This is a genomic window from Lacicoccus alkaliphilus DSM 16010 (genome assembly GCF_900142805.1).
Taxonomy (GTDB): Bacteria; Bacillota; Bacilli; order Staphylococcales; family Salinicoccaceae; genus Lacicoccus; species Lacicoccus alkaliphilus.
Genome location: NZ_FRCF01000005.1, coordinates 55,433 through 68,710 on the forward strand (window position 1 = coordinate 55,433; position 13,278 = coordinate 68,710).

A 13,278-nucleotide genomic window follows, 5' to 3' on the forward strand; every position below is an offset into this window, starting at 1 on the left:
AAGCGCTGTCAATAATTTATCTGATTTTTCTAAAACATTAAGTTTTTCAATCATATTAGTCATTTTCATGCTTTATAGATTCCATTACTTATAAAATGCTATGACATATTTCTGTGAATTAATCTACCCGCCAACTTATTTTCAAAATCGAATGCAGATATCATACTTTTTATGTATAATATGAATCATTAAAAATTTGTAATTCTAAGGGGCTAATTTATGAGTTGGTATATCGGGTATTTCATCATATATTTCATTTTCATGCTGGGGGTGGCGTTCTGGTATTCAAGGAGGATCCATACGTATGAAGATTACCTGATCAGCGGATGGAACACGGGGTTCTGGAAAATCACCGGCACGGTCATCAGCACATTCTGCGGGGCAGCGGTGTTCATCGGCTGGATGGGGCTTGGCTTCACAGTCGGCCTTTCCGGCTACTGGAAGTTCGCATTCGTCGCCATCGTATTTTCATTGATACTGATACTCGGATTCGCCAGACCGCTCAGGCGCCAGAGGCTGATCACGCTCGCGGATCTTTTCACGGTGCGGTTCGGCGGCAGTGCGGGGCTCATCCCGTCGGTGCTCTCGGCCTTCATATATTCCGTGCCGACGACGGCGCTGCAGCTTGTGGGGATGTCGACGGTATTCAACATCACGCTTGACATCAGCCTGCCCGTCGGCATTTTCATATCGTTCATCGTCATCCTGATCTTCGCCGTCATCGGCGGACTGCCTGCAACCATCCTCACGGATGCGATACAGTCGGTGATCATCATCATCGGTGTCGTCGTACTTGCGATCGTGACAATCAACCATGTCGGCGGACTCGGTACGCTGTTTGAAAACAGCGCGCCTGAATACATCAACTTCACAGGCCCCGACGGCCTTGGAGAGATACTACTTTATGCATTATCCGTCGGCCCGTTCTATCTCGTATGGCAGTCGACATGGCAGCGCATTTTCGCAGCCAAAGATGAAAAGACCGCCGTCAATGCGAATGCACTCGGCTTCATCATCGCAGGTGTCATTGCATTCCTGCCGTTCCTGATCGGCCTTGCGGCACGCCAGTTTGTACCGCTCGACATGCATCCCGACCTTGTGTTCTCCTATGTGACGGATACACTGATGGCGAGCCCGATCGGCGGCATCGTCTTCCTCGGCCTGCTCGCGGCACTCATGACAGGTGCGACGTCATTCATCCTGCAGGGCTCTAGCAACTTGACGGTCGACATATATAAGACTTTCATCAACAGGGATGCAAGTCCGAAAAGGATGCTCGCGTCCTCCAGAATTTCGGTCGTCATCATCACCGCCCTGGCATGTCTGTTCGCATATACGATCGAGGACATCGCGACCACCTACCAGTGGGCGCTGCGGTTATCGGCGACCATCATGGTGTTCCCGTTCCTCGCAGTGATGTTCTGGAAGCGCGTGACCAAGACCGGCCTGCTCACCAGCATGATCGGCACCGCGGTGCTCGTGCTCGCCTACCCGTTCCTGCCGATCGGCATGGACCATGCACTGTTCGGCTTCACCGTGTCATTCGTACTGCTCGTCGGGGTCAGCCTGATGACACAGCATGCGGAAAGTGAAACAGTGCAGGCCGCATACTTTGAAAAACTTGAAAATCCCAATTTGAAGGAGCGATCTTAATGGATAATGTAAAGCTGATCATAAATGCGAAAGTACTTGACCTCATCAACGGCACACATGAATTATCATCAGTGGAAATAAAGGACGGAAGGATTGCGGCCATCGAACCGCAGAAGAATTACCGCGTGGATGAGGGGGAAGGGATTCTGGACCTCTCAGGCAAGTTCCTCTCCCCCGGGTTCATCGACACGCACAGCCACCTTGTGATGTACTCGAACTTCAGGCGCCAGCTGGACTGCTCGCCTGAAAACGTCTCAAGCATTGAAGAAATGGTTGAAAAATTCAAAGCGGAACAAGACGTGATACTCCGTGACGGCTGGCTCAGGGGGTACGGCTACAATGAGTTCGAACTCGCAGAAAAGCGTCATCCGAACCGCTTCGACCTGGACAGGATATCAACGGAGATTCCGATCTATGTCCAGCACAGCTCGGCCCATATGGGCGCTGTGAACACGAAGGCACTCGAGCTGATGGGGGTCGGGCTGGATGATGCGGATCCGGAAGGTGGCAGGTTCGAGCGTGATGAAAACGGCCAGGTCAATGGTGTTTTATTCGAATTCCCGGCACTGGATAAGGCGAAGGCCGTACTGCCGGAAATCGATGCAAGCGACCTTGCCAACGATATCGAGGGCGGCATTGCGGATTACCAGTCACGCGGCATCACGAGTGCAACCGAAATGTGCGTCGGCTTACTTAACGGCATCAACGACTGGCATGCGGCGCTTGAATATCTGCAGCGTCCGCAGCACTTCAGGACGCGCTTTGCGATCGACTATAAGCTGCTTTTGAATGACCCTGCATTTGAAGGCGAAACGGGGGACTCGATCCGTGAGAAGCTGGAGGAGTTGAGCGGAGGATTTGCCACGCTCGGCGGCGCGAAGTTCTTCAATGACGGTTCGATCCAGATCCATACCGCAGCACTCCGCGAGGATTACTATGATGGTACGAAGTCGGATGACACGCAGTTCACGGACGATGAACTGCTCGAACTATTCACCCATTTCCAGAAGCTCGGCTACCCGCTCATCACCCATGCGAACGGTGACAAGGCGGCGGAAGCGGTGATCGATGCATACGTGAAGACGAAGGAAAATAAAAAGACCACCATACAAAACCGTGTGGAGCACCTGCAGACCGTGAACAAGGCGGATATAAAGAAGATGGTGAAGAATGACATCGGCGGTTCGTTCTTCATGAACCACATCTACTATTTTGGGGATGTGCATAAGGCGAAGTTCCTGGGGCCGGAACGTGCAGAGAACCTGGAACCCGTCAGGTGGGCCGAAGATGCAGGCATGACGTTCACCATCCATTCCGACTGCCCGGTGACCGACATATCACCGCTCCACTCCATCGGCATCGCCGTCGACAGGGAGACACGCAGCGGCGATGTGCTCGGCAAAAAGCAGCGGCTTTCAAGGATTGAAGCATACCGCAAGATGACGATCGACGCTGCGAAACTGAATGGCACGGATGATGTCGAAGGCAGTGTGGAAGTCAGCAAGTACGCAGATTTCGTCGTGCTCAGCCATAACCCGTTCAAGGCATCCAATACACTGTCGGACGAACTCGTGCAGATGACGATTGTGGACGGCAGGATTGTATTCAAGAGATGAAAAAAGGACAGGACGCAAATAAGCGTCCTGTCCTTTTCGTATATTCTAAAACAACCCTAAAAATTTCTTTTTCTTCTTTTTCCGCTTCCGCCTGTCATCAGTGTAATGTGACTCCATCGGTTGCGGCATCTTCAGGGTCAGTGATTCATCATTCAGAAGTTTTTCGGCATTATTTTTGAGCCTCTCTGTATAGGCTTCACCGAGCGCTTCAGTGATGACATCATACGCCTCTTTCAAAGCGAACGGCCGGGTGTCCGCACTGTGTGCGTCACTGGCCACGATATGTGCAAGGTTGTTCTCGATCATCTTCAGGCTGGTCTGCTTCAGGTTCTCCCCCAGATCGCCCGTCACACATGTTGCGGTGACCTGCGCGATGGCACCTTTCCCCACCAGATCATACAGTTTCTTAGGGTCCCTGATGATCGGCTTGCATCTTTCAGGATGGGCGATCAGCGGGATGTACCCTTTCATCTGAAGGTCGAAGAGCAGCCTTTCCGTATAATTCGGCATATCGTTGAACGGCAGTTCCACAAGCACATACTGTGTACTGTTCAACGTCAGGTCATATCCCGAGTCCAGTTCTTCGATCATTTCACCGTTGATGCGGATTTCCTGTCCGGGATGGACCCTGATCGGAATCTCTTCTTCTTCTATGATTCCCCGGAGCTCCCGGAGTTTTTCCATCACCGTGTCCGACGGCGTCGTGTGTTGGGGTGATTTATGATGCGGTGTCGCGATGATGTCGGTGATTCCGCTGCCGCTTGCCTGCCTCAGGAGGGCCGTCGCCTCTTCCCTCGTCTGCGGCCCGTCATCCACACCGATCAGTACATGGTTGTGGACATCAATCATCTTCACTCAGTCCCGTAGTAGTAATAATACTCATCCTTTTTTCTTCCCATGTTCTTGTTGTTCATCACGACGCCGAGGATGTTTGCGTCTGCTTTTTCAAGCAATGTCTTCGCATCATGCAGACGTTCTTTGTTGTTTTCTTCGACATTCGTCACCAGTACGACACCGTCGACCACCTTGCTCAGCACCTGTGCATCCGTCACCGCTAAAAGCGGCGGCGTATCGATGATGACCATGTCATAATCCATGGCGAAAGTCCTGAGGAGCAGGTTCATCTTCCTGGAAGACAAAAGCTCCGACGGGTTCGGCGGTATCGGGCCGGAAGTCAGGATTTCCAGATTTTCAATGTCGGTCTGCTTCACGACATCTCCTGCAGGCATGTCATTCACGATCACCGTGGACAACCCCCGCTGATTGCCCACTTCGAATGTATAATGAGTCGTCGGACGTCGGAGGTCGGCATCAACCAGCAGTGTCCTTTTGCCGGACTGTGCGTAGGCGATCGCCAGATTCGCCGCTGTGGTGGATTTCCCTGCACCCGGGGATGCCGATGTGAAGACCACTGTCTTTATTTCTCTATCGATGCTCGAGTACATGATGTTCGTCCGGATCGTCCGGAATTGTTCACTGATCGGTGATTTCGGTTCTTTTTCAACGATGAGCTCTCTTGGCCCTGAGGCATAAGTGTGTTTTTTATTTTTGCCAAACATGATTCGATTTCCTTCCTACTTTTCGAATTTCGCGATTGTACCGAGCACCGGGAGCTCCAGATGCCTTTCCATCTCTTCTTCGGTCGTGACACGCTTGTCGAGGAATGCCCTGAGGAATGCGATCCCCACGCCGAGCAATGCCCCCAAGATCAGTCCGATTGCGATATTGACGAGCGGTTGCGGTGAAACCGGTGACGGGTCATCGCCCACATTGGCTTCTGCCAGGATGGACACATTATCCACATTCATCACCTCAGTGATCCTGTCCTGGAAGACCAAAGCTATTTCGTTGGCGATGATTTCTGCATTTTGCGGATTTTCATCACTGACGGTCACTGTAATGACCTGTGACTGATCCTGGTTGTTCACGGTGATCTGATTGGCCAGTGCGCCTGTGGACTGTTCCAGTCCGAGACCGTCCACCACATCATCCAGCACCGTCGGGCTCAGGATGATGTCCCTGTATGTATTGATCAACTGCAGACTTGCCTGTATGTCCTGATTATTGACGGAATCCGCATTTTCCGACTGGCTGACCAGGATCTGTGTATTTGCTTCATATTGCGGTGTCATCAACAGTGCTGTCGCAAAAGCTGCGATCGCTCCAAACAAAAGCATCAAACTGATGATCATCCACAAGTTCTTCTTGATGACTTCCAGTATATCTTCGAGATTCAAAGTTTCTTCCATATTATCCTGCACCCTTATATCTTTAAAATTTTACCTAATTTTTAATATACCACACCTTTTCATGCGATGGGATGAAATCATCATATTTTTACACAATTTTAAAATATTTATGGAGGAAGTCCTCCGTCACGGCTTCTTTTGCCCCTTCCCTTCAATCAGCCCTTATAAATCGATTGTAATTATATATAAAAGATTATAAAATAAATGATTGGTATACTAAGCATGAGCAATCCAATATAATGTTGATAAAAGGCAGCGCGGCTTCTGTGTCACCACAAACAAATCCATTTAAAGAAGGTCAATTATGAAAAAAATTCTAATCGGTTTATTCCTGGTGCTGACCGTAGCACTCATCGGCGTCGGGGTTTACATCTATAACCTTTTCAACACATTCGAACAGGGCGTCACGGATTCCTACGAGGCGACGGATCGTGAGCGCTCCGAACTCAGGATTGATGAGGTGGATCCGAACCTCGACAGCTTCACCGTACTCATCCTCGGGGTCGATGAATCCGAAACGCGGAGTGAGCGGGATGATATGGACACCGGTGATTTCCGGACGGACACGGTCATCCTGGCCACTTTCAACAACGATGAGGACGACGTCAAACTCGTCAGCATCCCCCGGGATACGCTCACCTATTTCCCGGATGAAAACTATTTTGATAAAATCACGCATGCGCACCGGAACGGCGGCCCCGAGAGTTCGATGCTCGCCGTGGAAAGCCTGTTGAACGTGCCGGTCGACTACTACGTCCGCGTCAGCATGCCGGCTGTCGTCGATGTCGTCGATGCGCTCGGCGGCGTGGAGTTCGATGTGCCTTTCGACATGGAATCACCGACGTCCATCGACCGCGGCACCATCGAGATCGAGGAGGGCGAACAGGTGCTGGATGGCGAGGAAGCCCTCGCGGTCGTCCGGAACAGGGATGTCGACACCGACCTCGGGCGCGGCAACCGCCAGCTTGAGATGGTCGAGGCGATCATGCAGCGGGCAAAATCCACCGGCGCCCTCACACGGATCGATGACCTGATCGAAATCGTCTCGGAAAACGTCCGCCATGATATGACGTCGGACACCATCCGGGACCTTGCGACCTATTACGCATTCAACTCGATCGAGTTCGAAAGCACGCAGGTGGTGGGCGACGATTTCTGGTACGAGCCGAACGGTGCATATTTCTACCGTGCGGACCCCGAGCATCTGCTCGCGATATCCAACACGCTGCGTGAAATACTGGATCTCGAACCGAGTGCGCCGTATGATCTGATCAACCTGCGCCTGGAAGGCGTCATCGAGCCGTATCAGTACCTCGATGATTATATGCTTGAGGAATACGAGCCTGAAATTCCGCACGAGGCACTGGACGATGACTACGAAAACCCTTACGGCAACGGCTTCGACATACCTGAGTTCGACCATGAGGACCTTGGCATCGAAGGTGAAGGTGATCTCGACCGTGAAGACCAGCCGGACCGTGAAGACGTGAACGGCACAGAGGAAGAATCAGACGATGAGAATGGCGCGCCGGACGGTGCACCGTCCGGTACGGAGGATGATACACCGGCCTTTGAAGAACCGGCCTTTGAGGAGCCTGCGTATGAGGAGCCTGCATATCAGGAACCGGCGTATGAAGAACCGGCATATCAGGAGCCCGCTTACGAGGAACCGGCCTACGAAGAACCGGTTTATGACGAGGGCGCCTACAACGAAGGCACAGGCGTAAACGGCTACTATTAAAGAATGGGGAGTGGGTATGCATGAGGAAGACTTATGACAAGGAGACGAACATCAACGAGATGTTCGATTTCCTGGAAAATCAGATACTGAACGGTGTCCAGCCGGGCATCGAAGATTCATATCATTACTTCGACCATACGCACAAGGAGCTCTACCAGTCGATCCGGGGCTACTTCAGCGAGGCACTCGAGAACCCCGAAGTGGATGCGGCCTGCTATATACTGAGCCTACCGCAGGTCTTCAACCAGGTCGACATATTCGAGCTGATCCATCCGCTCGACTGGGTGAGGGATGAGGACGGCCGCCTGAGTGACGCGTTCAAAAAGCTGCAGCCGCATTACCAGTACATCGCACTCGCAGCGGCTGAAAGCGCCAATATCCGCTTCAACACCCAGCCGGCACTGTCCCTCGGGCTTGAATACTGGAACATTGTACATCTGAAGATATTCTGGCAGTTCACTGCCATCCGACGCAAAAATCAATTGTAGGTGATCTTATGGAAATAAAGACAGCAGACACAAGGCCACTGTACGACCAGTGCCTTGATATACGCATGAAAGTGTTCGTCGAGGAGCAGAAAGTCCCCGCCGACCTCGAATTGGATGAACATGAGGACGTGAGCACCCACTTCCTGCTCTATGACGGGGCGGGTGATGCCGTCGGCACCGTCCGGTACCGCCCGATCGGAGACGGGATCATCAAAGTGGAAAGGATGGCTGTGCTGAAGTCACACCGCGGCAGGCGCTACGGCTATGATCTGATGGAAGGTGTCCATCAGCATGCGAGGAGTGCCGGCCATCTGAAGGCGAAGCTCGCGGCACAGGTGCACGCGATCCCTTTTTATGAAAAGCTCGGCTACTCGGTCGCATCGGATGTGTTCGATGATGCCGGCATCCCGCACAAATATATGGTGCGTGAACTGTAATCCCTGACGGGGCCCTTCCGGGCCCCGTTTTTCATGCATGAAAAAAGACCCATGCGGGTCTATGCAATCAACGATGGAGTTTTTCGAGTATTTCGGATAAATGCTTCACTTCTTCTTTCGAAAGGTCCTTCAGCAGCTCGTCGGTGACCTCACATATCTCATCATCCAGTGCATCTATCAGATCGAGCCCTTTTTGGCTGATCTTCAGGTAGGATGCACGCAGATCTTCACGGCTCTGTGTTTTGGTGATCAGCTGCCCGTCGGCCATCCTCTGGATCGAACGGGAAATGGCCGTCTGTTCCTTCTTCATTCTTGATATCAGTTGTTTTTGCGTGATGTTCGGCTCTTCTGCAATGATTTCAAGCATATAGAGCTGCTCCCTTGAGATGCGGCCCGCTTCAGTTTGAAAAGTAGTCATATGATCGACCTTGGCATTCAACAAGTATATATGCCTGCACACGTGCCGAGTGTTGACATCGCTCATTTTTACCACCCTGTCTTTTTATTAGGATAACTTCATTATACACTTAAACAATTCGTGCACAATATACATATGTGAATCATTCAATTCTTTTGACCATTCATCTGATGTTTCGCCATGATTTGGACATTTAGAGGGGTGTCCGTCCATATTCAGTCCCCCGCCCTTTCGAGCTCCAAAAGATTCCTTAAAATATCCGCACGCAGCTTCACATGTTCAGGGTCTTCATACATCGACCGGACTTTTATATCCTGCAGCTGCCCGGATTCCGCCGGGATGGCCCGCGTCACGAACATCGTGAACGTCACGGCGTAATCCTCTTTGGGGTTCACGGCCTGATACGGTACATAAAAATCGGTGATGTTGTTGGCGAAGAAAGCGTCCCGCTCCGCCTGTGATTTGTACCGGTTCTCAAGCCAGCCCGCCCCGTAATGACTCCAGAACCGCACGGTATAGTCATGCATCAATGTGTCTTCCTTCAGACAGTCCATCGCGGTGTCTGCCGCACACTCATCGGTGAAGTCTTCAGGGGGCAGTGAATACAGATGGGCGAACTCATGGACGTGCGTCCTGTAACGTGCCGCCTTATGTGCATTATCCCTGAAATCCATCGCGAGGACGGTCTCATCCTCACTGATCTCGACATAGGCGAGAGTGTTCCCCTCCCCGTCCGAAAACAGCCTGAATATATCTATCTGGTCTGTATATTCCTCCGGGAACAGGGTTTCAAACTCATCATAGTAACCGAGGTATGGTTCCGCACCCCCCGGCACTTCCCTCACTTCCTCGATCAGTTCGGGGGCACCATCGTCCACCGCATAGTCCTGATATGTGCGTCTCGGCCTGTTTTCAAAAAACACGTACGGCTCCCTGGAAATATCCATATATTCTTCGAGTGCACTGAGATATCGGTCACCAAGCACCGTGCATGCTTCGACCGTGCTGCAGTCGGGATGATCCACTGCCGCATTCCAGTCGATGTCCGCCTGCGGGTTCTGTCCGGGCGCCGAAAACCACTCGAAGACGCTCATGATGAGGAAGATGAGCAGCGCGATGCCTGTGGCGAAAATGATCAGCTGGCCGAGGAGCGTCGCGGGTTTCCTGAACGTCCCCTCGCTCACCGGTTCCTTATCCTGCACCTGCCTTGTGATGAGCGGCGTGTCCTTTATCTTCACCGTGAGCAGGCTTTCATGGATCTCGCTCAAATGCAGATGATAGAGTGGCAGCCCCGCCCCCGCTTCAAGCGTGATGAGGCGGTCGTCCGGATGCGTCATATGGAGCCGGTATTCCCCGCAAGTGATGATGATGAGCGGGATATCGTTGTTGTGCGCATAACTCCTCAGATATTTGAAGTCCCGCTGGTTCAAGTCCGTCGTGAGCACGAATGCATCGAACGTCCTGAAGAACCTGCCGTCCCTCCTGTGGATCCTCGCACTCTCGAAAGTGTTGGCGAGGGCATGGATGCCCCCGTCGGTGAGGATGCCGAACGGGGCCGACACTTTTTCAATGTATTCCGTGCTCACATGGTCTTTCCTGATGGATTGGCGCAAGTTCCTGGTGAGGTCCTGCGCTTCACTGCTCATGTTGGTGTGGAGATAGATGTCATGTTTTGAATAACGTCCGAGGAGGCGTGCAACGACATGGCCGCCGACCATCGAGAATTGTTTCCGCCCCGTTTCGCGCGTCATTTGATTTTTGTAAGTCCCGCCGGCAACAAGAATTTTCACGGCACACCCCTCCCACTACACTGATTATCCTAAAAATGGCCGGATATTAAAAGGTGATTGAACAATTTATTTGATTTTACTTTGTATATTGAAATAAAGTTCCGGATGGCGCCTGATCTTCTGCATCTTATCGAGCACTGCGAGTGTCTTCTCATACTGCTTTTCACAGAACCTGATGTCATGGCTGACATCTTTGAAGGTGCCGTCATTGAAATGGATCCGCGTTTCATAACCGCTGCGTGTTTCCGGTGTGCTGAAGCAGATGGTCGCATTCAGGTTCAGCCACAAGGCATTTTTGTGCTGGCTCGATGTGAGCGGGAACATCACGAAATCGGTATGTGCGTCGATGACGATCGGACCGAGCCGGTGGATGCCGTGCACGTATTTCAGATGGTCACGCCGGGCTTTCAGGCTGGTGCCGTACTGGTGGATCAGCAGCCGGTCGAGCCACGCATCCGTCGTGAGGATGGAGGGCTCATGCCTGTCGGGATAGACTGCCTGCGATAGGAACGCTTCGTGGTGGACGGGTTCGAGATACTTGATGTCGTGCAGTATGTAAGCGAAAGTTTTCAAATGCTGTGCCCCTTTGGTCATGTATTTTGTCAAATCTCCTTAATGAGTTCATTATACAATAACTTCAGTATATATTACATATTTTTAACATTGTTAACTCATTGTTAACTTTAAGTGGGGGTTGTGTGGATTTTTGGGGGGCTGCGGCGTTTTTTATTCGGCCGCGGTTCGTGTAGATTAACGTTATCCGGAAAAACATGATTCATCGATGAATCGATTGGAACAAAGAATGGAAAAACCAGATTTGAGCCGGGAAGTGCAGCTCGAAGCGAAGATACGGCAGTATGAGCCGATGATCCATGCGGTGATGAATAAACTGAACATACTCTATGACAAGGATGATTTCCTGCAGATTGGACGCATCGCGGTGTTCCAGGCGCTGCTGGGCTATGATCCGGCACGGGCGCGCGGGGCGACCGAGTCCCAGTTCGTCTATACGCGCATATACCAGCGACTGATCGATGAAATCCGCAGGTGTGTGCGTGTGTCGAAGGGCCTCGAACTCACTGAATGGCTGGAGGATGACGGGACGAGCGCGGTGCGGGAGTCGTATGTGGACCTGTTGAACGGGGACCTCGTGGAGCTGTTGACCGAGCGTGAAATGCAGTGGCTCGAGCTGATGACAGAGGGGTATTCCACGTCGGAGATCGCCGGGATCCTGGGTGTGAGCATCTCGACGATCAAGGCGGTCCGGCTGAAAGTCCGGGTAAAAGTGAAGGAATTCGTCAATACTATATAAAAGTTCGGATTTAAATGGTTACATTTATATGTTTTTCTTGTATAATATATCTCAATGATTGTAGGAGGTTTGTTCAATGGCAGAAGAGAACGAAGTGGAAATCATCACGGCAAATGTAGGGGACATCGTGGAATTCGGCGACATGAAAGGTAAAGTTGAAAAGGTGAATGAGAACTCTGTAATCGTCGACATCACCATCAATGATAGTTTTGACGAACATGAAATGTTTGAAAAGACAGTCGTTAATCATAAACGTTACAAGATCATATCGGAAGCATGATCGCTTTACGGCCCCCGCTCCTGTAATGGAGCAGGGGTTTTTATTTTGCGCCGGGGTCAGCCGGCGGGCCCTTTCAGTGCGTATGTGCGGAAGCGGCCGGTGCTTTCGGGGGTGCAGTGTTGCCTCAGGTGTCGCCGGATGGTCGCGCTGGAAAGCTCATCTCCAAGTAAGCATTGAATGAGGGGTGCTGTGACATCCTCTCCATGGAATAAAGTCTGGAAATCGTTGACCGCTCTCAGTATGTGCGCGGCATTGTCCGTTCTTCCATGACATTCCCTGCATATAGTGAAGCCGCGGAAGCTTTCAATCTCGTATGTTTTGCAGTGGATGCAATATCTGCCCCGTTTCAATCGTTTAAAATCGGTCACCTGCTCAAAGACGGGTCCCGGAACCGTGTAGGTTTCCAGCAGTTTTATGATTTGTTCCGATCTCCTACCGATGGAATGTTGGTTTAAACCTCTTATGTATGTTTTCAGCATGTCCCTTTTTATGACTGTGGACATGCACGATTGATCTTCAGTAGAAAGCATGAAATAGGGGTCTGGAAAAACCACTTTATGATCCACATCCATATGGACATTGTTTTCTCTGAATATCTTAATGAGTTTGGAGCTGGATCTTCTAACCTGTATCAAAGGATCGTCGGATATTTGGATATTACCGATATGCCAGATGTTCTTGTCGTAAATATAAAGACCGCTGTAATTTTTGACTTCATTGATGATGATCCGGTCATCACTGACGATCAGACTATCTATTTGAGTCAGTGACTTATCCGCTTTTATCCAGATATCCCTGAAAATGTGAAGTGAATCATGTCCGACTTCATCCAGTATACGGTCATACAGCTGCTCTCCTCTGTACCCTTTTTGAAGACGTTCCAAAGTTTTCATCTCCCGATCCGTCAGTTCCGTTCTGATTGAAAGAGCCTCCAAATATTTAAGCTCATTTGACTTACTTCTTTCTGTTAAAAACAAAATAAAAACCCCCTTTACTATTATTAGGAGGAAAATGCCGATTTTGATTTTTTTATTTTTTAAATTTAGTTATATTTGTATACTTTTGGGGTATAAGGTTTCTTTTTGTTTGAAGTGATCAGCAGCTCGAAGGCCGATGGGGAGCGGTAGAGGACGGCTTGCGCTCACTCAGCAACCCCAGTGAGCGGTAGAGGGCGGCTCGCGCTCACTCAGCAACCCCAGTGAGCGGTAGAGGGTCGCTCGCGCTCACTCAGCTCCCCCAGTGAGCGGTAGAGGACGGCTTGCGCTCATTCAGCTCCCCCAGTGAGCGGTAGAGG

The 13,278-nt window shown here is 51.0% G+C and carries 14 protein-coding genes; 7 read left to right on the forward strand and 7 right to left on the reverse strand.

What is annotated here, in order from left to right; translation table 11 throughout:
• Nucleotides 1-219: 219 nt before the first annotated feature.
• Both BUA12_RS07590 and BUA12_RS07595 read left to right on the forward strand, forming a co-directional pair.
• Complete coding sequence (locus BUA12_RS07590; RefSeq protein WP_072709986.1) at nt 220-1,653, forward strand: sodium:solute symporter family protein; 1,434 nt, start codon at nt 220-222, stop codon at nt 1,651-1,653.
• Entirely contained in the window at nt 1,653-3,269 is a 1,617-nt protein-coding gene (locus tag BUA12_RS07595) for an amidohydrolase (RefSeq protein ID WP_072709987.1), read from the forward strand. The genes BUA12_RS07590 and BUA12_RS07595 overlap by 1 nt, the downstream gene beginning before the upstream one ends.
• A 45-nt stretch (nt 3,270-3,314) precedes the next feature.
• Here the strand turns inward: BUA12_RS07595 and BUA12_RS07600 are convergent, their stop codons facing one another.
• Genes BUA12_RS07600 through BUA12_RS07610 form a run of 3 tightly spaced genes read right to left on the reverse strand, consistent with a single transcriptional unit; the run spans nt 3,315 to nt 5,518 of the window.
• A complete protein-coding gene (locus tag BUA12_RS07600; protein ID WP_072709988.1) occupies nt 3,315-4,118 on the reverse strand; it encodes a tyrosine-protein phosphatase in 804 nt (267 codons plus the stop codon).
• Nucleotides 4,119-4,120: 2 nt separating this feature from the next.
• Entirely contained in the window at nt 4,121-4,828 is a 708-nt protein-coding gene (locus BUA12_RS07605) for a CpsD/CapB family tyrosine-protein kinase (RefSeq protein WP_072709989.1), read from the reverse strand.
• 15 nt (nt 4,829-4,843) lie between these two features.
• Nucleotides 4,844-5,518 carry a YveK family protein gene (locus tag BUA12_RS07610; RefSeq protein ID WP_072709990.1) on the reverse strand — a complete coding sequence of 225 codons (675 nt, stop codon included), beginning with the start codon at nt 5,516-5,518 and terminating at the stop codon, nt 4,844-4,846.
• A 304-nt stretch (nt 5,519-5,822) separates the two neighbouring features.
• Here BUA12_RS07610 and BUA12_RS07615 point away from each other — a divergent pair, with 304 nt between their 5' ends.
• Genes BUA12_RS07615 through BUA12_RS07625 form a run of 3 tightly spaced genes read left to right on the forward strand, consistent with a single transcriptional unit; the run spans nt 5,823 to nt 8,184 of the window.
• The gene (locus BUA12_RS07615) at nt 5,823-7,259 is read left to right on the forward strand and encodes an LCP family protein (protein WP_072709991.1); all 1,437 of its coding nucleotides are present in this window, start codon (nt 5,823-5,825) and stop codon (nt 7,257-7,259) included.
• Nucleotides 7,260-7,279: 20 nt separating this feature from the next.
• Nucleotides 7,280-7,747, forward strand: a complete 468-nt coding sequence (locus tag BUA12_RS07620; RefSeq protein ID WP_072709993.1) for a DUF2538 family protein — start codon at nt 7,280-7,282, stop codon at nt 7,745-7,747.
• An 8-nt stretch (nt 7,748-7,755) separates the two neighbouring features.
• Nucleotides 7,756-8,184, forward strand: coding sequence for a GNAT family N-acetyltransferase (locus BUA12_RS07625; protein ID WP_072709995.1), 429 nt, complete (start codon nt 7,756-7,758; stop codon nt 8,182-8,184).
• Nucleotides 8,185-8,251: 67 nt separating this feature from the next.
• Here BUA12_RS07625 and BUA12_RS07630 read toward each other — a convergent pair whose 3' ends face one another.
• The 3 genes from BUA12_RS07630 to BUA12_RS07640 form a co-directional block, all read right to left on the reverse strand.
• Nucleotides 8,252-8,668, reverse strand: coding sequence for a MarR family winged helix-turn-helix transcriptional regulator (locus BUA12_RS07630; RefSeq protein WP_072709997.1), 417 nt, complete (start codon nt 8,666-8,668; stop codon nt 8,252-8,254).
• Nucleotides 8,669-8,817: 149 nt separating this feature from the next.
• Nucleotides 8,818-10,392 (reverse strand): hypothetical protein, encoded by a 1,575-nt coding sequence (locus BUA12_RS07635; RefSeq protein ID WP_072709999.1) that lies wholly within the window; start codon nt 10,390-10,392, stop codon nt 8,818-8,820.
• 66 nt (nt 10,393-10,458) lie between these two features.
• The gene (locus tag BUA12_RS07640) at nt 10,459-10,965 is read right to left on the reverse strand and encodes a competence protein ComK (protein WP_178138245.1); all 507 of its coding nucleotides are present in this window, start codon (nt 10,963-10,965) and stop codon (nt 10,459-10,461) included.
• 229 nt (nt 10,966-11,194) lie between these two features.
• Here BUA12_RS07640 and BUA12_RS07645 point away from each other — a divergent pair, with 229 nt between their 5' ends.
• Nucleotides 11,195-11,704, forward strand: coding sequence for a sigma-70 family RNA polymerase sigma factor (locus BUA12_RS07645; protein WP_072710002.1), 510 nt, complete (start codon nt 11,195-11,197; stop codon nt 11,702-11,704).
• Between the two features lie 100 nt (nt 11,705-11,804).
• Nucleotides 11,805-11,984: a YkvS family protein gene (locus BUA12_RS07650; protein WP_143146116.1), complete on the forward strand. Its 180-nt coding sequence runs from the start codon at nt 11,805-11,807 to the stop codon at nt 11,982-11,984.
• A gap of 56 nt (nt 11,985-12,040) precedes the next feature.
• On the opposite strand, the gene BUA12_RS07655 is transcribed toward BUA12_RS07650, so the two are convergent.
• Entirely contained in the window at nt 12,041-12,961 is a 921-nt protein-coding gene (locus tag BUA12_RS07655; protein ID WP_072710007.1) for a nuclease-related domain-containing protein, read from the reverse strand.
• Between the last annotated feature and the right edge of the window lie 317 nt (nt 12,962-13,278).